Annotated in this window: 25 protein-coding genes; 19 read left to right on the top strand and 6 right to left on the bottom strand. The window is 36.3% G+C overall.

Annotated elements, in window-relative coordinates; translation table 11 throughout:
* Positions 1–84 precede the first annotated feature (84 nt).
* The 6 genes from AC5YGI_RS08910 (at position 85) to AC5YGI_RS08935 (ending at position 4332) form a co-directional block, all read left to right on the top strand.
* Positions 85–879, top strand: a complete 795-nt coding sequence (locus tag AC5YGI_RS08910) for a hypothetical protein (protein WP_110011478.1) — start codon at positions 85–87, stop codon at positions 877–879.
* Between the two features lie 284 nt (positions 880–1163).
* Positions 1164–1928, top strand: a complete 765-nt coding sequence (locus AC5YGI_RS08915) for a DUF6759 domain-containing protein (protein WP_110011479.1) — start codon at positions 1164–1166, stop codon at positions 1926–1928.
* Positions 1929–2024: 96 nt separating this feature from the next.
* Positions 2025–2702 carry a tRNA (guanosine(46)-N7)-methyltransferase TrmB gene (gene trmB / locus AC5YGI_RS08920; RefSeq protein ID WP_110011480.1) on the top strand — a complete coding sequence of 226 codons (678 nt, stop codon included), beginning with the start codon at positions 2025–2027 and terminating at the stop codon, positions 2700–2702.
* A gap of 15 nt (positions 2703–2717) precedes the next feature.
* Positions 2718–3416 (top strand): DUF6759 domain-containing protein, encoded by a 699-nt coding sequence (locus tag AC5YGI_RS08925; RefSeq protein WP_330743967.1) that lies wholly within the window; start codon positions 2718–2720, stop codon positions 3414–3416.
* A 1-nt stretch (position 3417) separates the two neighbouring features.
* Positions 3418–3861: a DUF6759 domain-containing protein gene (locus tag AC5YGI_RS08930; RefSeq protein WP_330743969.1), complete on the top strand. Its 444-nt coding sequence runs from the start codon at positions 3418–3420 to the stop codon at positions 3859–3861.
* 282 nt (positions 3862–4143) lie between these two features.
* Positions 4144–4332 carry a bacteriocin-like protein gene (locus tag AC5YGI_RS08935; RefSeq protein WP_330743971.1) on the top strand — a complete coding sequence of 63 codons (189 nt, stop codon included), beginning with the start codon at positions 4144–4146 and terminating at the stop codon, positions 4330–4332.
* A 67-nt stretch (positions 4333–4399) separates the two neighbouring features.
* Here the strand turns inward: AC5YGI_RS08935 and rpsB are convergent, their stop codons facing one another.
* The 3 genes from rpsB to rplM all read right to left on the bottom strand — a co-directional run bounded on the left by rpsB (position 4400) and on the right by rplM (position 6213).
* On the bottom strand, positions 4400–5161 hold the full coding sequence (gene rpsB / locus AC5YGI_RS08940; protein ID WP_002976219.1) for a 30S ribosomal protein S2: 762 nt from the start codon (positions 5159–5161) through the stop codon (positions 4400–4402).
* A 203-nt stretch (positions 5162–5364) separates the two neighbouring features.
* Entirely contained in the window at positions 5365–5751 is a 387-nt protein-coding gene (rpsI, locus tag AC5YGI_RS08945) for a 30S ribosomal protein S9 (protein WP_002976218.1), read from the bottom strand.
* Positions 5752–5757: 6 nt separating this feature from the next.
* On the bottom strand, positions 5758–6213 hold the full coding sequence (gene rplM / locus AC5YGI_RS08950; protein WP_002976217.1) for a 50S ribosomal protein L13: 456 nt from the start codon (positions 6211–6213) through the stop codon (positions 5758–5760).
* A gap of 348 nt (positions 6214–6561) precedes the next feature.
* Between rplM and AC5YGI_RS08955 the strand changes: the two genes are divergently transcribed.
* Complete coding sequence (locus AC5YGI_RS08955) at positions 6562–7659, top strand: DUF3667 domain-containing protein (protein ID WP_496168027.1); 1098 nt, start codon at positions 6562–6564, stop codon at positions 7657–7659.
* Positions 7660–7700: 41 nt separating this feature from the next.
* On the opposite strand, the gene AC5YGI_RS08960 is transcribed toward AC5YGI_RS08955, so the two are convergent.
* Positions 7701–8033: a hypothetical protein gene (locus AC5YGI_RS08960; protein WP_110011484.1), complete on the bottom strand. Its 333-nt coding sequence runs from the start codon at positions 8031–8033 to the stop codon at positions 7701–7703.
* A 202-nt stretch (positions 8034–8235) separates the two neighbouring features.
* Here AC5YGI_RS08960 and AC5YGI_RS08965 point away from each other — a divergent pair, with 202 nt between their 5' ends.
* The 7 genes from AC5YGI_RS08965 to AC5YGI_RS08995 all read left to right on the top strand — a co-directional run bounded on the left by AC5YGI_RS08965 (position 8236) and on the right by AC5YGI_RS08995 (position 16480).
* Positions 8236–8634 carry a hypothetical protein gene (locus AC5YGI_RS08965; protein ID WP_496168028.1) on the top strand — a complete coding sequence of 133 codons (399 nt, stop codon included), beginning with the start codon at positions 8236–8238 and terminating at the stop codon, positions 8632–8634.
* The gene (locus AC5YGI_RS08970; RefSeq protein ID WP_496168029.1) at positions 8631–9878 is read left to right on the top strand and encodes a hypothetical protein; all 1248 of its coding nucleotides are present in this window, start codon (positions 8631–8633) and stop codon (positions 9876–9878) included. The genes AC5YGI_RS08965 and AC5YGI_RS08970 overlap by 4 nt, the downstream gene beginning before the upstream one ends.
* A 260-nt stretch (positions 9879–10138) precedes the next feature.
* On the top strand, positions 10139–13486 hold the full coding sequence (locus AC5YGI_RS08975; protein WP_330743978.1) for a methylmalonyl-CoA mutase family protein: 3348 nt from the start codon (positions 10139–10141) through the stop codon (positions 13484–13486).
* Between the two features lie 164 nt (positions 13487–13650).
* Positions 13651–13851 carry a hypothetical protein gene (locus AC5YGI_RS08980; RefSeq protein WP_330743979.1) on the top strand — a complete coding sequence of 67 codons (201 nt, stop codon included), beginning with the start codon at positions 13651–13653 and terminating at the stop codon, positions 13849–13851.
* A 37-nt stretch (positions 13852–13888) separates the two neighbouring features.
* On the top strand, positions 13889–14599 hold the full coding sequence (locus AC5YGI_RS08985) for a Dph6-related ATP pyrophosphatase (RefSeq protein WP_496168032.1): 711 nt from the start codon (positions 13889–13891) through the stop codon (positions 14597–14599).
* A 211-nt stretch (positions 14600–14810) separates the two neighbouring features.
* Entirely contained in the window at positions 14811–15923 is a 1113-nt protein-coding gene (locus AC5YGI_RS08990; protein ID WP_496168034.1) for a serine hydrolase domain-containing protein, read from the top strand.
* 32 nt (positions 15924–15955) lie between these two features.
* The gene (locus tag AC5YGI_RS08995) at positions 15956–16480 is read left to right on the top strand and encodes a 2'-5' RNA ligase family protein (protein ID WP_496168036.1); all 525 of its coding nucleotides are present in this window, start codon (positions 15956–15958) and stop codon (positions 16478–16480) included.
* A 29-nt stretch (positions 16481–16509) separates the two neighbouring features.
* On the opposite strand, the gene AC5YGI_RS09000 is transcribed toward AC5YGI_RS08995, so the two are convergent.
* Positions 16510–17868, bottom strand: a complete 1359-nt coding sequence (locus tag AC5YGI_RS09000) for a T9SS type A sorting domain-containing protein (RefSeq protein WP_496168037.1) — start codon at positions 17866–17868, stop codon at positions 16510–16512.
* 2 nt (positions 17869–17870) lie between these two features.
* Positions 17871–18356: a hypothetical protein gene (locus AC5YGI_RS09005; protein WP_330743985.1), complete on the bottom strand. Its 486-nt coding sequence runs from the start codon at positions 18354–18356 to the stop codon at positions 17871–17873.
* 100 nt (positions 18357–18456) lie between these two features.
* On the opposite strand from AC5YGI_RS09005, the gene ruvC reads away from it, so the two are divergent.
* The 5 genes from ruvC to AC5YGI_RS09030 all read left to right on the top strand — a co-directional run bounded on the left by ruvC (position 18457) and on the right by AC5YGI_RS09030 (position 21990).
* The gene (gene ruvC, locus AC5YGI_RS09010) at positions 18457–19011 is read left to right on the top strand and encodes a crossover junction endodeoxyribonuclease RuvC (protein ID WP_034692903.1); all 555 of its coding nucleotides are present in this window, start codon (positions 18457–18459) and stop codon (positions 19009–19011) included.
* A gap of 150 nt (positions 19012–19161) precedes the next feature.
* Entirely contained in the window at positions 19162–20232 is a 1071-nt protein-coding gene (locus tag AC5YGI_RS09015) for a DUF4407 domain-containing protein (protein WP_496168038.1), read from the top strand.
* A 173-nt stretch (positions 20233–20405) separates the two neighbouring features.
* Positions 20406–20999 carry a phage tail protein gene (locus AC5YGI_RS09020; protein ID WP_330743989.1) on the top strand — a complete coding sequence of 198 codons (594 nt, stop codon included), beginning with the start codon at positions 20406–20408 and terminating at the stop codon, positions 20997–20999.
* A gap of 5 nt (positions 21000–21004) precedes the next feature.
* Positions 21005–21697 (top strand): T9SS type A sorting domain-containing protein, encoded by a 693-nt coding sequence (locus tag AC5YGI_RS09025; RefSeq protein WP_496168039.1) that lies wholly within the window; start codon positions 21005–21007, stop codon positions 21695–21697.
* A gap of 95 nt (positions 21698–21792) precedes the next feature.
* On the top strand, positions 21793–21990 hold the full coding sequence (locus AC5YGI_RS09030; RefSeq protein ID WP_330743993.1) for a KTSC domain-containing protein: 198 nt from the start codon (positions 21793–21795) through the stop codon (positions 21988–21990).
* Positions 21991–22046 lie beyond the last annotated feature (56 nt).

A 22046-nucleotide genomic window follows, 5' to 3' on the forward strand; every position in this document is an offset into this window, starting at 1 on the left:
TCCCAAAGTTTAATATAACTTTAACCACTATTCTTCATCTAATTACACAGAATTGCTTTATTTCTATGTAATTTTGCGCATTATATGAAGAAACTGTTTACTCTACTGCTATTGGTTTTTCTGGCAAAAATTAATGCACAAATATATTCCGGGGAGGTATTTCTGAGAGACAACTCTATTTTATATCTCAATCAGGTGTATGTCACCAACCTGAACACACAGAAAACCGTTCTCACGGACTACAATGGTAATTTTAATATTCCTGCCAATATCGGGGACGTGATCCGGTTTACCTCCATTGTGACCGAAAGAAAAGACATCAAGCTGACTCCTCAATCTATGGAGCAGAAAAATCTGGTTGAGCTCAAAATCGCGTATTACGAAATTCAGGAAATCGTTCTCAGCAGGTTTAAACCTACCGGAAATCTTCGGTATGATGTAAACTCTTTAAGAAAAGAAGACAAAGCATACGCTCTAAAAAAAGTAATTGGTCTTCCTGAACCAAAAGGAGACGGAACACCTCCGGAACTTCCTGTTGCCGGACTCCGGGATGGCGGGCTTACCTTCAGCCTGGAAAGCATCTATGATATTCTTTCCGGAGAAAGAAAGAAAAAACAGCGTTACCAGGCTTATGAAAGAATGAACAGTTCTATAGCACAGATTAAAAATTATCTGGGTAAAGATTATTTCACAAAATTTAAAATACCGGAAAACTTAATTGATAACTTTCTTCAGTTTGTGTATTCCTCAGAAAATATCCAGGCTTATGTTTTGGCGGGTAACTTTGAAGCAATAAAAGTCCCTATTGAAAAATATCTTCCTATTTATCAGAAAAGGTTAAGAAGCTCACATCTTCAGGAAGTTGTAGGCAGCAATTAATAAAAGAATCATTTGAAATATTTTATACCTCATGTACGTTACATGGGGTATTTTTTGTTGAATGGCTGAAAAACAGCAATGAAGCTTCATTAGAGCAACTACACTATGAATTATTCAACTTTTAAAACATATTATTCTTAAATATTCAAAAATATGTTTAATTTTATCTCACAAACAAGTGTTTAAAATAAAAACACTGGTATTTCGTTATCCAAATAAAAACTAACCGATCCGTGAAAGCAAATTAAAAGAGAAACACCAAATTTCTAACTTAATATGAATTAATGAAAAAAGTACTTTTACTTCTTTGTTGTATGTTTTTCGTTACTATGTCTTCTCAAAAAAAAGGGAAAGACTACAGTGATATTTTGAAAAGTAAGAATATTTACGAGATCAATGCTTTTTTACGGGATGCCCATCCTGATGATCCCCGAAGGTCCGTTCTTAAACCAAGGGTCATGGAAATGATGAAAGAGTATATCAAAAATGCACATCCTGCTGATCAAAAAGTAAAAGATATGCAGGAAATGCTTGCTATGCTACGGAGAAGACCTTCTACCAAAATTACTTTTGATGAAATGAATGCCATCATCAAACAAAAACAGATTGCAAAATATAAAGCTGAGCTTGCGGCAAAACAATCTACTACGGTGTATACGCCCAGCACTGCTCAAAATACATATGTTGTAAATGCTGCTGCCAATACTGCCGTTCCCAATACTGAAGCAGAAGAATTCAACATGCTGATGGCTGTATCTCCTGTAGAACATAAAAATAGAACTGTAAAGATCCTGAATTCCTTATTTGATAATGATCCCAATACTAAAGAATGCATCGTTTTGATACAAAATAAATCAGACTGTAATATCATTGTAAGAATGGAAGGTGTTGGAACTACCAAATACAGGCTGGCAGTTCCTGCTCAGGGTGAAGGTTCCATTGTGATAGATAAAGGGCAATATCTTTTCACCAGCCTGGTTTGCGGGGCTCAATATGCGTCGCAAAAAACAATTGAAAGGCCAATTATGGTGGCTTTAGGAAGCCATTAACAGAAACCAGGAACGAATGATCTCTATGTCTTTTACTACCAAAAGACATAGAGACTCCATAAATTTTCACTATTTTTGCACTCATTTTATAACTCAATGGGCAAGAATAAATTAGCAAGATTTGCAGAAAACAAAATATTACCGAATGTCATTCAACCAACAAGAGAAGATGCTTTGAATGGTTTCGAACTTAAAGGAAAATGGAGAGAAAATTTCTTTAAAAATGACAATCCTATTGTACTGGAGCTGGGCTGCGGAAAAGGAGAATATTCTGTAGGACTCGCAAAAACATTTCCTGAAAAAAACTTTATCGGGGTTGATATTAAAGGGGCAAGATTTTGGTTTGGCGCTAAAGAAGCTGTAGAAAACAACATGACTAATGTAGCTTTTCTGAGAACTCAAATAGAACTTGTAGATTATTTCTTTGCAGAAAATGAAGTAGATGAAATCTGGATTACATTCCCTGATCCACAGATTAAATATAAAAGAACAAAACACAGATTAACACATCCGGATTTTTTAAACCGATATAAAAAGTTTCTGAAGCCAGGAGGTATTATCCACCTGAAAACCGATTCAGAATTCCTGCATGGGTATACGCTGGGATATTTACAGGGAGCAGGTTATGAGATCATTTCTGCTCATCATGATATCTATGGCGCCCCGGAATACGACCCAAATACGGAGCATTTGAGAGATATCAAAACGTATTATGAAGAGTTATTCTCAGCAAAAGGGAAAACCATAACTTACATCAAATTCCGGATAAGCTGATGAAATAAAACCCTGATGAAAAAAAATTTTTTAACGATTTTATTCTTCACTTTTCTTATTCCCGGCTTTACACAGGCTCAGAAAAGCAGTAAAGATATTCTAAAAAGCACGAATATTAAAGAAATTGAAGAATACCTAAAGAATGCACACCCTGATGATCCCAAAAGAACTGTGCTGAAGCCTAAGCTTATTGCTTTAAAAAACTCTGAATGGACAAAGGGAGCCCGTACTGCCAAACCTATGGAAGCAAGGCCTGTTATCTCCGATATCCCTAAAAGCATTATGAGAAACCCTAATTCAGATGATGCTGAAGAGTTTAAAAAACTTATCGCAGAGACTTCTGCTGAACATAAGGAGAAAACAGTGAAGCTTCTGAATGCAATGTTCAATGAAGATATTACACGCAAGGAGGCTATACTCTTATTTAAAAATAATTCTGATTGTAATATTGTGTTGAGAGTTGAAGGAAAAGACTTCTATAACCTCGCTGTTCCTGCCCACGGAGAAAATTTTATTGTGATCAATAAAGGTTCATACACGCTCAGCAGTAATATTTGTGATATAAAATATTTCTCCCAGAAAGATATTAAAAAAAGTATATTTGTAACGGTGGACAGCCCTAAAATGTCCGAAACGCAAGCCAGTGCAATCAAAAAGGATGAGGTTCAGAAAAAACAGGCCATCAAACAAAAGAAAAAACAAAAAATAAAATAGTATGAAAAAACTATTAGTTTTTGCCGGAGTTTCAGTAATCTTTGCCGGTTGTAATGTAAATTACGGCGGTTATCCGGGAAGAACCTCCTATCCTTATCCTGCCGGTAATTCAACAGGCAACAGAGCCAATACAGAAAGAGAATATAATGAACTTATAAAGACCTATAAGCCGGAAACTGCTGAAGTTCTGAACGACCTTCTGAATAATGATGATCCAAAAAATCCAAGGACTTCTATTTCTGTAGAAAACAAATCTCCATGCAATATGGTGCTTACAGTAAGCGGGGGTAATTTCTTCAAGAAAATCCCCATTGGTGCAGGGAAAATTGGATATACCATGGTTCCGAAAAATCAAAATTACAGATTATCGGGTATTCTTTGCAACTCGGTATACCAGTCTACAAAGTTTATCACAACCTCTTATTCCATAAAACTTTCAAATTAAGATATAACCTGCAGAATTCTGCAGGTTTTTATTTTTAATGAGTTATCTGTTTTCTATTTTTGATAGAACAGAAAGAAACATGCAGCCTTAAAATCAAGTTTATATTACATTATTTTGAAAGCTTGAATATGATCTGAAAGCAGTTCTATAAATCATAAATGGCACAAATTCAAAAATAATTCTATAAAATCAACAGATAGTAAATATTTCCATATATTTAGAAATACATAATTGCGGTATCCGAAAAGCATATAGAGTAGGAAAAAAACTAAACTAAAAATCATGAAAAATTTAAAGAAAGTCTCAAGAACTGAGCTAAGAACAATCAAAGGAGGATACAGAAGCTGTATAGACGGCTGTAGTATTGAACTTGGCGAAATGTGCTGCAACGGTGTTTGCAGAATAGGAGTAATAGTGCCTGGTACAGACCCTGATCTCCCGGAACTTATGGTATGTCCTAAGAAATCTTAAGTATAAACAATAAAAAAAACGCTGGATCGAAATCCAGCGTTTTTCCTATATTAAAGAAAATCTTCAATTATTCTGCATCGAAATCAGCATCTGTATCAGCAGATACTTTTTCTCCTTCTTCTTTAGATTTTTCTTTATCAGCTTTTCTTTGAGACTGACCTTCTTTGATAGATTCAGAAACTACGCTAAGGATCATATCAATAGACTTAGAAGCATCATCGTTTCCTGGGATAACGAAGTCAACTTTTCTAGGGTCAGAGTTTGTATCAACGATACCGAAAACTGGAATACCTAGTTTCTTAGCTTCAGTTACCGCGATGTGTTCTCTCAAGATATCAACTACAAATACAGCAGATGGAAGTCTTACCATGTCAGCGATAGAACCTAAGTTCTTCTCAAGGTTAGCTCTTTGTCTGTCAACTTGTAATCTTTCTTTTTTAGATAAAGTTTCGAATGTACCGTCTTTTTTCATTTTGTCGATAGCATTCATCTTCTTTACAGCCTTTCTGATAGTAACGAAGTTCGTTAACATACCACCTGGCCATCTTTCTGTAATATAAGGCATATTAAGTTCAGAAGCGTGTTTTGCAACTACTTCTTTCGCTTGCTTCTTAGTAGCTACGAAAAGAACTTTTTTACCTGCAGAAGTTAATTTTTCTAAAGCGTTGCAAGCTTCATCCAATTTAACTGCTGTTTTATGTAAGTCTACAATGTGAATACCGTTTTTCTCCATAAAAATGTATGGAGCCATATTTGGATTCCACTTTCTGGTCATGTGACCGAAGTGTACGCCAGCCTCTAAAAGGTCTTTTACATTTGCTTTTGCCATGTTTTCTGTTTTTGTTAGTTTACTTTCCGTCTTTTAAACAATCAACAACTTCTTTAGATGGGAGAAGCGTTTGGATGCTAAACGTAACGGGCAATTTTTGCTTTAAGCTTCAGGCAGTAAGCCATAGGCTTTGAAGCGAATTAAAAATTTTAATAAGTTTTTCAAATAGCTTATTGCATGTTGCTTTAAGCTTATCGCAATTCTTAACGTTTTGAGAATTGGAATCTCTTTCTTGCTTTTTTCTGACCTGGCTTCTTTCTTTCCACCATTCTTGCGTCTCTTGTAAGTAAACCAGCTGGCTTCAATGCTAATCTGAACTCAGCGTTGATTTCGCATAAAGCTCTAGAAATACCTAATCTGATAGCTTCTGCCTGACCTGTATTACCACCACCGAATACGTTTACGGTAACGTCATACTGACCAACAGTCTCAGAAAGGATAAACGGTTGGTTTAATTTGTAAACCATCACGTCTGTAGAGAAATATTCTTTAGCATCTTTTCCGTTTACTGTAATAACACCAGAACCTGGTTTTACATAAACTCTAGCTACAGAAGTTTTTCTTCTTCCGATTTTGTGAACTATAGACATAATTAATTATTTAAATTCGTTAACATTAATTGTTTTTGGCTGTTGAGCTTCATGTTTGTGCTCAGTTCCTTCATATAAATAAAGGTTCTTAAGGATAGCAGCTCCCAATCTGTTTTTAGGTAACATACCTTTTACAGACTTCTCTAATACCTTTAAAGAATCTTTCTTCTGAAGTTCAGCCGCAGTCATAGACTTCTGTCCACCAGGATATCCTGTATGCCAGATATAAGTCTTATCAGCCCACTTGTTTCCGGAAAGTGTAATTTTCCCAGCATTCAAAACGATTACGTTATCACCACAATCTACGTGAGGTGTGTAGTTCGTTTTGTGCTTACCTCTCAAAATCTTTGCAACCGTAGAAGCTAATCTACCTAACGGCTGTCCTTCAGCGTCTACCACAACCCATTCTTTATTAGCAGTAGCTTTGTTCGCTGAAACAGTTTTGTAACTTAATGTATTCACACGTTTTAGTTAAAGATTAAACATAATTTACCCCTAAAAGGGTGTGCAAAGGTACAAATTATTTTTGTAACCCAAAAACATATTTTATTTAATCTATATAATCTGTACGTCATACCCCTCTATCATTAGATTTTAACATTATTTATAATTTGGCACAGATGTTGTGAACTCATGTGCCGATGAAAAGAAACACTTCGAAGATTCTAAAAACACAATGAAACAGCAAAGAGTTTATTCCCTCAACTCTTTCTTTTTATTAAATTTACTTTAAAGATTTCCGTAAAACACCTGAATATAATTATAATATCATTGAAATATTTATATTTGCGTTAATCATATTCTATATCCATGAGTCACGGAAAACTAAGAGAAGACAAAACCTGCCTGAACTGCGGGCATCAGGTTGAAGAAAGGTACTGCCCTCACTGCGGACAGGAAAATACTGAAAGACGGCAGCCCTTTTATTTTCTTTTTACCCATTTCATTGAAGATTTCACGCATTATGATGGCCAGTTCTGGGGAACTGTAAAAAACCTGTTATTTAAACCTGGTAAACTGACCAACACTTATCTTGAAGGGAAAAGACAGAAGTTTGTACCTCCTGTAAAGCTTTATATTTTTGTCAGTTTTATTACATTTTTTGTGTTTGCCCTTTTTCCTATGGTTAATATTGGTTCTTCGAAAGAGAGAAATACCGGAGAAAATGGAAAGACGAATCTTCTGAAAGTCATGAAGCCTGTTGAAAAACAAAAGCTGATAGACAGTATAAAAGCAAAAAAACATCTGAATGGAGAAGACTCTCTTGCCATTGAAGGCCTGAAAGCAGTTCCCGACTCTTCTGAAATAGAAGATATCATTGACATGGACAAAAAGATAGATCCGGATGTTAGTTTTGGTGAATACAAAACCAGAAAGGCTTATGATTCGGCTAAAGCTAAAAATCCGTCATCTCTTAGTTTTATTGAAGCCCCAATTGTTCACAAATTCTTTGAACTTAAAGAAAAAGGGGTGAAGAAAAAAGAGATTATGGCCGGTATGGTAGAAAAGTCTTTTCACAATCTTCCCAAAGCACTTTTTATCTACCTCCCTCTTTTCGCATTCTTTTTATGGGTTTTCCATAGCAAGAAAAAATGGTGGTATTTTGATCACGGAATTTTCACGCTGCATTACTTCTCATTTTTACTGCTCACCATCTTATTCATTTTCTTACTCTCCAAATTAGCAGGTCTCACAGACCTCTGGCCGGTTAATACCATTTTGTATTTAGCAATATCACTCCTGTCATTGTACACGATGGCCTATTTCTTTATTGCCCACCGGCGCGTATATCGTGCTCATGGCCTGGTAAGTATTATTGTCGGGATGATATTATTCACCATTAACTTTATTGCCTTCATGTTTTTACTGCTGGGTCTTGCCCTGATCAGTTTCATGATGATTCATTAATAAAAAAAAGAGACTGTCGTATCGGACAGCCCCTTTTTTATTTATTTTCTCAGTGACTTTGTTGCCCTGAAACTTGCGATGACATAATAGGCCACAAATACCATGGAAAACTTCAGTATAGATGGAATAGCCAGTTCAAGTTTAAAAATTAAAGTACCTGCCCCAACCAGTATAGCCATCACTACAAAAGATAGTCCCAGCTTTTTAGCCAATGTAAAATCCGGAGTATCCAAATAATAAGCAATACCCCAGGCAGCACCAAAAGCAACAGCATAGTATAACTCCAAACCGATGTTTTCTGAACTTAAAAAGAAATAATTAATCAGGAAGCTTACTACAGTTCCCAATGCGAAATATATCAACGCTTTTTGCATGTCTGTAAAAATATGCTGCAAAAATAGAAAATTTAATTGTGGCGCAGAATCATTGGAACTATTTAATTATTGAATAAAAGACTGCTTTTATATTTTAAAGCAATGCAATATCACCCAAAAAGGTAATTGAATACCAATATTACAAATTATACATTTGAAATAGAATTAAGAGCTGAATCCACAAACCCAAAAGTCAACAGACATGAAAAAAATCCCTCAAAAAACAGTAAAAATCACTCACTTTAAAGAAAATAATGTTGAAGTGAATGTAATCATCAGTGCCAACACACAATTTGGCGACCCTCATTTTATCATTAACGGAAAGAGAGTAGATGATAATAATTTAAATGACGACAAATTCTCTTTCACCATTCCAAAAGCAGATTTAGCATCAGATCATTTACTTTTCGCAACTTCTTTCAATATTAATATGCAGGTAAATCATCTGCAGATTTTAATCAATACATGCAGGATAAAGTTTGAATTTCCTCAGATTCCTTCCAGGAATTTTCATTTCAATCCTTTTGAAGGTAAAACCACTGATGATTTATCCGGTAAGTTTATCTATGGTGTTTATAAATACATAAAAGTTGAGCTATGAAAAAGATAGTACTACTAGCAGCGCTGATGTCTAATATGACATTATTGTTTGCTCAAAGCAAAGAAATCAGTGCAGAGTTAAACAAACTCGAGCTTTCCAATGCACCAAGTGTAATGCTTCTCGGCCTGGCAAGTTCTGATCTGGAAACCCCGAAATCAAAAAAGGCTTTTATGTCCAGTATTGTCAATTCATTCAGCGAGAACGACGGTCTTCCCAATGCCTATGCAGTAGAACTTACTCCTACTCATTTATTTCCTCTGACGGAAATGGATGCTTTAAAGTATGCCGGCATTAAAAGCATTAAAAAACCAGATAATAGTTATGAGTATAAAAATAACATATTCAGTGAAGCCAAAAACGTTTCTGTCTCATTTGCCTTTCTGAGAAATTATAAAATTGAAGATCTTGACACTGAAAATCCTTCGGTATCTTTTTCATTACGAACCACAGTATTTAAAATAAGAAACAAAAAAAATATAGAGGCTATTACAGACTCCAATAAAAATATTTCAAAGGCATTAACTGAAATTCAGACAGAGTTTGAAAAATCAGAGGAATATAATGATATAGAAGTATCCAGTGCCAGTCCGGATGAAAAAAACGAGAAGAAGGCAAAAGCATTAGAAAAATTTGCCACAGAGTATTACAAAACCGAAACTGAAAAATATAAAAAGTACCTGGACGAAAAACCTGCTTTTCAGCTGGATGTAGCTTCTGCCTACAGTACTTTCTTTTTAGACAATCAGTTTAAGAATAATCAATTCGGGAAATTGGGATTCTGGATGACCATGAGTTCCGGGATCAATCTGGAAAGAACAAAAACTCCACAGAAAAAAGAAGATCAAAATAATGAAAAATCAAAAGTAATCATCAAAGAAGCCTCTACCACAGATGCTTCAAAGATCGAAAAAAGATTAAATTTCTATGCCGTTGCGAGATACATGCAGGATAAAACGGTTTATGATGCAGCCAGCGGATTCAGCAGGACTGATAATTATGATTTCGGTGGAAAAATAGAGCTTGTATACAACAGATTCTCTATTGGCTATGAGTTCATCTACAGAAGCAGCGATTTGGATGATACCTACCGTTCCAATGGAGTCATCAACTATAAAGTTTCTGACAGTGTGTACATCAATGCTGCCTTTGGAAAAAATTATGGTGACAAGAATAATCTTATTACATTTTTAGGATTAAACTGGGGGCTGGACAGCAAAAGAAAAACACTTTTTTCAGAAAAGTAATAATACAAGTCATTTTTTATGAAATAAAGGCCAAACTTCATGACACAAAAGAAAAAATGTCAGCGGGTTATTATCTGCTGACATTTATATTTTTACAGAATAGTGTAGTAATCTGTAAAATACAGACCTAGCCTCCAACAAAGTATTTCGAACTTAAAAAACAATTATCATAAACATTTAAAAATCAGAATTTTACCCTACAATACGAGGTTTTTATTTTATTGCTATATTTGAGAACTTAGAAACTGTCTAGAATTTTTATGGAAACCCAAAAATATACTCCAACCAACAAGGTAAGAATCGTAACTGCTGCCTCATTATTTGATGGGCATGATGCTGCGATCAATATTATGCGTCGTGTCATTCAGGGAACAGGATGTGAAGTGATCCACCTGGGACACGATAAATCAGCAGAGGAAGTTGTAAATACAGCCATCCAGGAAGATGCCAATGCTATTGCATTAACTTCATATCAGGGAGGTCACAATGAATATTTCAAATATATCTATGACCTTTTAAGAGAAAAAAACTCACCGCAGATCAAAATTTTTGGTGGCGGAGGCGGTGTAATCCTTCCGGAAGAAATCAAGGACCTTATGTCTTATGGTATCGACAGGATTTATTCTCCGGATGACGGCCGTGAGCTTGGGCTTCAGGGAATGATTGATGACCTGGTACACCGATCAGATTTTGCAACAGGAAAAGATGTTACAGCAAAAGATCTTGACAATATCAGCTTTGAAAATCCATCGAGCATTGCACAAATCATCTCAGCCGTAGAAAACTTTTCGGAAGAAAAACCTGAGCTTGTAAAAGCTATTGACGAAAAGTCTAAAGATCTGACTATTCCAATCATTGGTATTACAGGTACCGGAGGAGCAGGTAAATCTTCATTAACGGATGAACTGGTAAGACGTTTCTTACGTTCCAATACAGATAAAAAAATCGCTATTATTTCCATTGACCCTTCCAAAAAGAAAACCGGAGGTGCTTTATTGGGAGACAGAATTCGTATGAACGCAATCAATGATCCAAGAGTTTATATGCGTTCTATGGCAACCAGAGAAAATAACGTTTCTGTTTCTCCATTTATTCATTCTGCACTGAATGTATTAAAACTGGCTCATCCGGATGTTATCATCCTTGAAACGTCGGGAATTGGACAGTCTGGTTCAGAAGTTTCTGACTTCGCAGATGTTTCCATGTATGTAATGACTCCTGAATATGGAGCTTCTACACAGTTGGAAAAAATTGATATGTTAGACTATGCGGATCTGGTAGCATTGAATAAATCTGACAAACGTGGAGCACTGGATGCTCTTCAGGCCGTAAGAAAACAGTTCCAGAGAAACCATTTGCTATGGGAAAGCTCATTAGATGATATGCCGGTGTATGCCACCAAGGCATCTCAGTTTAATGATCATGGAACAACAGAATTATACAACAGATTAATTTCAAAAGTAAACGATAAATTCTCCGGATTGAATCTAAAAACTTTTGTAGAACAGGAAGTGACAGAAGAAGTAACGATTATTCCTCCAAAAAGAGTCCGTTACCTTTCTGAAATTGTTGAAAACAATAAACAATACGACATCAATATTGAGAAACAGGCTGAACTTGCCAGAAAAATGTATCATATTGAAGGCGTAAAAAATATCATTTCCAATGACGCTCTGGATGCTGAATACCAAAAGGCGGAAAAAGAGCTGCAACAGGAAAATATCGATTTCCTGAAGACCTGGGATGATACAAAAAAAGCATTCCATGCAGAGTTTTATTCTTATTTCGTAAGAGGAAAAGAAATTAAAGTTGAAACTTCTACTGAGTCTTTATCTCACCTGAGAATTCCTAAAATTGCATTACCAAAATACAATGACTGGGGTGATCTGATCAAATGGAAAGGCCAGGAAAATCTTCCGGGAAGCTTCCCTTACACGGCAGGTATTTATCCGTTTAAAAGAACCGGTGAAGATCCGACAAGGATGTTTGCAGGAGAAGGAGGCCCTGAAAGAACCAACAGAAGATTCCATTATGTTTCTGCAGAAATGCCTGCAAAACGCTTATCTACAGCATTTGACTCTGTAACCTTATATGGTCAGGATCCTGCTTTACCACCGGATATTTATGGTAAAATCGGGAATGCGGGAGTTTCTATTGCAACACTGGATGATGCTAAGAAATTATATTCCGGATTTGATCTTGTCAACGCACTAACTTCGGTTTCAATGACGATCAACGGTCCTGCACCGATGCTGTTGGCTTTCTTTATGAATGCTGCCATCGATCAGAATGTTGAAAAATATATCAAAGAAAACGGTTTAGAGTCTAAAGTAGAAGCTAAGCTTAAGGAAAAATTTGACGATAAAGGATTAGAAAGACCGAAATACAATGGTGAACTTCCTCCATCCAACAATGGTTTGGGATTACAGCTTTTAGGATTAACCGGTGATGAAGTAATTCCTGCTGATGTATACGCAGAAATTAAAGCTAAAACAATTGCTACGGTTCGTGGTACTGTTCAGGCGGATATCTTAAAAGAAGACCAGGCGCAGAACACCTGTATTTTCTCTACAGAATTTGCCTTAAGATTAATGGGTGATGTTCAGGAATATTTCATCAGAGAAAAAGTAAGAAACTTCTACTCTGTTTCTATTTCGGGATACCATATTGCTGAAGCAGGAGCCAATCCGGTTTCGCAATTGGCATTCACACTGGCTAACGGGTTCACTTATGTGGAATATTATTTAAGCCGTGGAATGGATATCAATGATTTTGCACCGAACTTATCTTTCTTCTTCTCCAACGGTATCGATCCTGAATATTCAGTAATCGGACGTGTAGCAAGAAGAATCTGGGCAAAAGCGATGAAATTAAAATACGGAGCAGACGAAAGAAGTCAGATGTTGAAATACCACATCCAGACTTCGGGACGTTCTCTGCACGCTCAGGAAATTGATTTCAATGATATCAGAACCACGCTTCAGGCACTGTATGCAATCTACGACAACTGTAATTCACTTCATACCAATGCTTATGATGAAGCGATCACTACTCCTACCGAGCAGTCTGTAAGAAGAGCGATGGCAATCCAGTTAATCATCAATAAAGAATTAGGATTGGCTAAAAACGAGAATCCGCTTCAGGGATCATTTATCATTGAAGAATTAACGGATCTTGTAGAAGAAGCTGTATATACGGAATTCGACAGAATCACAGAAAGAGGCGGTGTTCTCGGAGCGATGGAAACGATGTATCAGCGTTCAAAAATCCAGGAAGAATCTATGCATTACGAATGGCTGAAACATACCGGTGAATATCCTATTATCGGAGTGAATACCTTCTTAGGAAAAGATGGTTCACCAACCGTTTTACCAGGAGAAGTTATCCGTTCTACGGAAGAGGAGAAACAGGCACAGATTGAGTCTCTTCACAACTTCCAGCAGGCCAATGAAAATAAGTCTGAGGAAGCTTTAAGAAAACTTCAGCACGCAGCCATCAACCAGCAAAACTTGTTTGAAGTGATGATGGATGCTGTGAAGTACTGTTCTTTAGGACAAATTACCAACGCGTTATTTGAAGTGGGTGGTAAGTACAGAAGAAATATGTAAGCTTATACAGCAAACATCTTTTATATAAAACCTCAAAGGATTTCTTTGAGGTTTTTATTTTTAATGTGAAAAAACGCTGATTTTTGATAAGCAGATTGATAATGTTTGTTAAAAATTAAATATAAACTATCCTGACCCTATATATTTGTCATCAAAAAATTCGAATGAAAACATGTATTAAAATTATTTCGGTGTTTGATCTTTTTGTGGTATTAAGTTCTTGTAAAACTACTCCTGTGGAAAATGCTCACAAAAGCGATATGGTTAGAAATACTGAAGAATTACAAAAAAGAGAACAGGCAGAAAAGGAAAAGCTTGATATTACAAGCCCCCAAAATAACTACGGAAAGCCCGTTTCAAAATAAGAAAATCTCCCTACTTTTGGGAGATTTTTATTTTACAATGAAACCAAAAGCATTATTCAACTGGAGCAGCGGAAAAGATTCTTCCCTTGCTCTTTATAAAATACTACAGGAGGATCAATATGAGATTTCTACACTGCTTACCAGCATCAATCAGGAGTTTCAAAGGATTTCTATGCATGGAGTTCATGTATCGCTTTTAGAAAAACAGGCAGAAAGCCTTGGGATTTCTTTGATCAAAATGGAACTTCCCAAAGAACCATCCATGGAAGAATACCAACAGATCATGAGTAAGACAATGACTGAAATTAAGGCTCAGGGCATTACCCATTCCATTTTCGGAGATATTTTTCTGGAAGACCTGCGAAAATACAGGGAAGACCAATTAAATGCTATCGGTATGAAAGCCTTATTTCCCCTATGGAAACAAAATACAACTGACCTCATCCGTGAATTTTTAGATCTTGGCTTTAAAACAATTGTAACGTGTGTGAACGGATCTTTTCTGGATAAAAGCTTCGCCGGAAGGATTATTGATCAGCAATTCATTGATGATCTTCCTGAAAATGTAGATCCGTGCGGAGAAAACGGAGAGTTTCATACCTTTACTTTTGATGGACCTATTTTCAAAAATCCTGTTGAATTCAAAATCGGGGAAACCGTCAAAAAGACTTATCCTAAACCTAAAGCAAGTCCTGAAGAAGAAGACGGAGAATATGTTTTCTGGTTCAGTGACCTGATATTAAGATAAACCTGTGAGCTTTTGTCCACAGGTTTTTTAATATATTTATTTTCTTAGTAATTCCTTTATTCATAACATTGAAACATTTCACAAAAGCTTATTAAATCTATATAAAGTTGTTCCAGCAGCCTGTCCTAGCACGCAATTTGCTTCTCTTAATGCTCTTCAGGATATTTTAGTATCTTTAAGAGTATAATCATCATTTAAAAATACAACACCTGTGATCAAAAATTTATTATTCCTGTCTTTTTTCTGTTTTTTATTTTCCTGTACAACAACTGAGGGTCCAAAAATTACCCCGGTTGATAAAAAAGCAATTATAGATTCCACCATCTCGGCTTTTCAGAAAACACTTTTGGAACAACAGATTGATTCTGCTTTTAAAAAGTATCATTTTAATGGGAGCATTGCTGTTTTTAAAGACACCATTCCTCTTTACAGAAGAGAAAACGGATATTCTGATTTTAAGAAGAAAACTAAAATTGACAGCAATACCATTTTTGCGATAGGATCTGTGAGCAAACAATTTACCGCTGTTTTGGTCTTACTTCAGATGGAGCAGGGAAAACTGAATGTAACAGATAAGGCTTCAAAATACCTGCAGGAATTTCAGATCAAAGAATATGAAAACATTACGATTCACCAGCTGTTAAACCATACCTCAGGATTGAATCTGATGGGAGGAAAACTGATGTTCAAAAGCGGTTCAGATTTCTATTACTCCAACGATGGCTTCAATGCACTTGGAAAAATTGTGGAAAAAGTCTCGGGAAAATCCTATCATGAAAATGCATTGGAACTTTTTAAAAGAACAGGTATGACTCACTCCTCAACAGGAGACATTTTCAAAGGAAATAACTTTGCCAGTGCTTATGTTGGGACACCTTCCAAGTTCTCAGAAGTTCCCAATATGCCGAAAAGATTAGGCGGATCAGAAATCGGAACACCTGCCGGTGGAATACTATCTACCATTGGGGATCTTCATTTGTGGAATAATGCCCTGTACAACGGGAAAATTCTAAAACCCGAAACTTTGAAGCTCTTCATGGCCAAAAGTGCGGAAAGACACCATGCTATCTTTGGGAAAATGGGTTATGCTTACGGAATTATGCTTAACATCGGACAGCCCAATTCCTATTTCCACAGTGGTTATGTAAAAGGTTCTCCTTCTTTAAATATTTATTATCCGGACACCAAAACGTCTGTGATTATTCTGTCTAATATTGCAGATGAAGAAAGAGGAAAAGGCGCGATCTTCAGACCTCATATTGAAGTAAAAAAGATCACTGATCATCTTGAGAATACGCTTACACAGCTCAGGATAAAACATTAATTTCCGGAATTTTAAAAAGACTAAATTACCGTATGAAAAAAATGTACTTCATAGCCATTTACCCTCCTCAGGAAATTATTGAAGAAATAAAAGTTTTTAAACAGGATCTGGCAACAAATTATGCCAATTCCAAGGCTTTGAAAAACGAAGCACATATTACACTCTGTCCTCCCTTTTCGAGAGAAATTGAACTGGAAGAAGATATTCACATTGCTTTTCAGAAAATCAATACACAAATTACACCTTTTGAAGTAGAACTGGATGGTTTTGGAAGCTTTCCCAATCCTAAAAATCCTGTCCTCTATATTCAGCCCAAAGAAAGTCGTCAATTAACAGAACTTTATCATAGGGTAAAAGAGCGTTTTAATTTCGCAAAGTATTCGTTTAATCCGCATATGACTGTAGGATACAGAGATCTGGCCTGGGAAAATTATCTTAAAGCCTGGGAAAAATATGAAAACATGGAATACAAAACTAAATTCTTAGTCGATAAAATAATACTTCTTCGCCATGACGGACGGTGGGTACCCATAGCAGAGAAAAAACTGGAAAAATAAAACCGGCTCCCAGAGCCGGTTTCGTGTAATTATTCTTTAATGATTTTCTGAGAAATGATCAGGTTTTTATTTTCTTTTACATTCAACAGATAAGTACCTGCCGGATAGTTTTTAATATTAATCCGTATTGCAGAATCATTCAGTTCAAATCTGGATGGGATAAGCTTTCCTGAAGTATCATACACTTCTACTTTTACATCTTTTGAAAAGCCCTGTTTGCCTTTAATAAAAAATTCTCCATCTGTCGGATTAGGATAAATACTGAAACGGCGCTCTTCCGCTTTTACTTCTGAGAGTTTAAGAGTTGATTTGCTCAAAGTCCATGAAACATTGGTAACATGGAGCGTACTGTGATTGTCTACTTTTAAAAGCGGATTGTTATCCACTACCGATAATGTCAAAGTATTATTTCCGTTGTTAAGTTGTCCGGGAGTAATCGTTATGCTACTTCCCGTTGCTCCCAGAGCCGTTCCGTTTAAGCTCCATGAATTAACCAGCGTGTTCGGAATGGGAAGAATTTCGTTGACCGTGAAGGTAACATTGGATGTAGCATCAACGGTTGTATTATTGGCCGGAGTATAGGAATCTACAGGGGAAACCAGAGTATGAATCCTTTCAATAATCGCCTCTTTACACACAGAGCAGAACTGCTGGTTAAGATATCTCATTTCACAGCTCTGATGGGGTCTGAACCAGCTTGGGCTTTCAGCATGGGCATATACTCCTACCCCATTTAATCCTACCCAGTTTTTCCATTTTATCGTTGCCGGATTAGAATTTTGTGTTTTATTGGGAGATTCCAGCGAACCTGAAAACCAATATTCATCGGCCAATTTTCCAAAGGAATGCCCCAGCTCATGCACTACAATTTCATTGGAAGAACCGTTGAGTGAAGCAAAAGCATAGGTCCCGCCACAACCTCCGTATTCTGTAGAATTACCCAGCACATAGGTAATATCATAGTCCGGGATATTGGCGGCCAGAACCTGTCCTACTTTATTGGTAGTATTGCTGTATATACATCTGTGAACTCCTACATCGAAAGTAGACCCAAGATAGTTATTGGGATTGGTTACAGGAATTACAGGCTCTGCAACATCTGTAGCGGTTCCGGGATGCTTTACTCCTGATTCTGTGGAAATCACTTTTACCGCATAGGCATTAAAGTAATTCTTATATTCTGTATAGGGACTTTTCGTAAAAAGATAATTGATTGTATTCTGAGCCGATGTGGTAAAAGCAGTTTGCTGTGCAGCGGTAAACCCGTCTCCCAACACTGCAATAACGATCCGCTTACTGTTGTCCCCGTTCTGTAATAGCGGAACGGTCTCAAAAGTCTGTGCAAAACAACTGCTTCCTATTAAAAGGGATAATAAAGTTTTTTTCATGATTATAGTTTTTGTGTGAATATTACTTGTGCACCATCCTCAGTTGCTTTTTCTATCTTTACCGACTGTATATTTTCAGAGTAAGAAAACCTGGCACTGAACTCAGTATTTTGAAGGGAAGCTTTATGCCTGGATATTCCCTCTTTTTCATATACTTCCAGTTCAGGATTGAAAGGATCTTTCACAAGCTGTTTACCCATTTCTTTTCCATCAGCTCCTGTTAATGTAATTATAAGATCACCCTTACGGACGGCATCTCTTTCAAAAGAAGGCGTATGTTTTAATCTTCCATCTGCAATTTTAGTACTCTGGAGAGTAATTTTTGCATTTCCTGACTGATCTTTATCTGCTTTGAAAAACAAATAAATGATCCGTTCGCTCTTTGCTGCCAAAGTTTCTGAATGCTTATTCTGAACTAAATTATTTCTCTCTTTAAAGCTAAACAAGAGAAAGACAGGAACAATTAATACATTAAATACATTTTTCATGATCATTTTTATTTAAAGATATTAAAATTTTAAACATAAACGAAAATCATTATCAATACTTTTTCCACTAAAAAACATAGAAAGTCCTATCTTTGAAGCAATGATTTCAGAGAAAATAATTTTAGGAATTGACCCGGGGACTACGGTAATGGGATTTGGTATCATCTCCGTAAAAAAAGGAAAAATGGAGATGGTTTCTATTCATGAACTTATCCTGAAAAAATATCCCAATCACGAAACCAAGCTGAAGTATATTTTTGAAAGAACCCTTTCTCTTATTGATGAGTTTCACCCTGATGAAGTTGCTCTTGAAGCTCCTTTCTATGGGAAAAACGTTCAGAGTATGCTAAAACTTGGCCGTGCTCAGGGCGTTGCTATGGCAGCCAGTCTTTACAGAAATATTCCTATAACCGAATATTCTCCAAAAAAAATCAAAATGGCGATCACAGGAAACGGAAATGCCAGCAAGGAACAGGTAGCAGGAATGCTTCAGAACCTTCTTAAATTAAAAGAATTTCCAACAAAATATTTAGATGCTTCCGATGGTCTTGCCGTAGCCGTATGTCATCATTTTAATTCCGGGACCATAGCAGATACGAAATCGTATTCCGGATGGGAGAGCTTCCTGAAACAAAATCCGGACAGATTGAAATAGATTCACATTCTTTTTCAATTTTTCAAAATCAAAAATTAACATACTGAAAAACAATATCTTACGAAAACACACTCAATTACTTGGTAAAACATAATACTATCTTTTACATTGGTATGATTTTTAGTACTACCTTTGTATAAATTTTCAGTTATGAAAACAAACCAACAAACTATAAATCAAGGGACTCATACAATAAACTGGTTCCAAAAGTTTCTGATGGTATGTTCAGGCGGGAACATCCATATTTTGAGAAAAACTCCGAGTGAATGGAACAAGTTTTCCGGCATCGGGGGTATTGTACTTTTCACTGCAGTATTCGCCACTTTATCTGCAGGCTATGCGATGTATACAGTATTCGACAATATTTGGGCGGCTGCAGGATTTGGAATCCTGTGGGGTCTGATGATCTTCAATCTTGACCGTTATATTGTTTCTTCCATCAAAAAGACAGGAACATGGTGGAATCAGATCCTGATGGCTATCCCGCGTCTTATCCTTGCTACGTTTCTGGGAATTATCATTTCCAAACCTTTGGAGCTTAAAATTTTTGAGAAAGAAGTCAACAAACAGCTGAATACCATTATCCAAAGAAATAAAAAACAGCTTCAGGGTGAAATGAACGGGCGAATTCTTCAGCAGAGCGGACCTTTTGAAACAGAAAAGCAGCAGATTTCAGGAAAAATCGCTCAGTATCAGCAGGCATATGATTCGGCTTCGGTAGAGCTTGAAAAAGAAATTCTGGGTAAACAATCCGGACTTACCAGTGGAAAAGAAGGCTATGGTCCCAATGCAAAACGTAAACAGCAACTGAAGGAGCAACGCAGGCTGGATCTGGAAAATTATCAGAAACAAGCGGCTCCAAGACTTGAATATCTAGACAAAGAAATATCCAAAGTATACACAAATCTGGAAACGGAAAGAAAATCTACAGAAACTTTTGAGGATAAATTCAATGGTTTTGCAGCAAGGCTTCAGGCTTTGGACGAACTTGGTAAGAATTCTGCTATCATTGGACTGGCTGCCACTTTTATCATGGGATTGTTTATCTGTCTTGAGATTTCTCCGGTTCTGGTAAAACTGATCTCTCATGTAGGCCCCTATGATTATCTTTTAGAAAAAACAGAAAACGATTTCAGATTATACTCCAAAGAAAAAATTGAAAAAGGAAATGCATTGACTGATTTCAGAATCGATGATTTTAAAGATAATCTAAAAAATTAAAATGATCATATAATACATTATTTGCTGTTAAATATTAGAGAAAAAATCTATAATAAATCATTTTTCAATAAATAAAATCTAACCTTTTGTTATATAACGAAAGGTTTTTCTTTTAATCAAGTATTTTATGTAAAAAATTTTCTAATTTTATACTACTTAAAATTCTTGCTATCATGAAAAACTTAATTTTTGCATGTACACTGCTGATAGGCAGTGCATTTGCCCCTGCCCTAAAAGCACAGGCATCAGAACCATTTTTAGGGCAAATAGCCTTTGTACCTTATAATTTTGCTCCAAAATACTGGGCAGAATGTAATGGGCAGCTTCTGCCCATCGCGCAAAATCAAGCACTTTTTTCACTGTTAGGAACCACTTATGGAGGAAACGGAACCACCACATTTGCTCTACCTGATATGCGGGGAAGAGTACTCGTTCATAACGGACAGGCTCCGGGCGGCCCTACAATGTATACTATGGGAGAAACCGGCGGAACTGAGAGTGTAACATTATTGATAACACAAATGCCGGCTCATAATCATACTGTGAATGCTGTAACGACGGAAGGAAATCAAAATTCTCCCACCAATAATCTTCCGGCAGACACCAAAACACTCGACAAAGAATATTCCGATGCAGCGGCAAATACGACCATGAAAAACACAATGGTAGGAAGCACAGGAGGAAGCCAGCCTCACGAAAACAGACCTCCGTTTATTACGCTGAAATGTATCATTGCATTAGCAGGAGTCTATCCATCTCAAAACTAATCGTTATGAAAATTCTTTACTTATTATGTCTTGTTATAGGAAGCTCAGCTTTTACACAGACAATAACTTTCAGTGGATGTCCCAATCTGTTTGATAGCCCGCCTAATACGTATGTATTTAACAAAACAGGAGTAGATGCCTTTAGTAAGAACATCTACATGACCAGTCCTATTGACGGCGGACAAGATTGTAGTGGATTAGGTACCTGTGAATTTAAAATCCAATGGAACAATGCTCTTACAAGATGGGAATTTCTTGGTGATGAAGGAAACGGAACTTTTACGACTCCTTATCTGATTTATTATAACTCAACAGCTAATAATTCTGTTCCGATACCTCCCGGTAACAGTGTCGGAACCTGGGTTGAAAATACAGCAATGACTAACGGGCAATGTGGAGGAAATCTTACTGCAGTAAACTCCACCATGACAGGTGATGTACAGACCACTACATTAGGCACTTCAGACCTTTCAAAAAATAAAATTCAGATTTTCCCTAATCCTGTGGTTGATTTTATTACTATTTCCGGTATTGACGATGGGCTAACCATCGAGATTTACAATATTGACGGACGCCTGGTAAAATCAGAAATGTTTGATTCCAAGATTGATGTTTCACAACTTGTTTCCGGAGGATATATATTAAAAATAAATACCCGGAATTTTCAGATACATCAATTTAAATTCGTGAAAAAATAAAGTATTATTCTGTTTCAAGAAATCAATTACTGAAGCTTTCGGATATTCCGGAAGCTTTTTATTTGACGAGGAATGTTTTTTGCATGAAATGAAGTATGCCTTCAAGTGTTGTCAATCATTTCATCTATTTTCCGGATACTGAAATATTAAGAATTATATATCAGTCAGGAGCAGTTTATGACTATCTTAAGGTACCTCCTGAGATTATAGAGAATTTTAAAAAAGCCAGATCCAAGGGACAATTTCTTAACAAAGTTATCAAACCCAGGTTTAAGTACAGGAAGATTGAATAAAGTAATCCTGACAATAAGATAATTTAAATAAAAAAACCGCACATATTGTGCGATTT

It is taken from the genome of Chryseobacterium sp. CS3K3.1, from assembly GCF_059515165.1.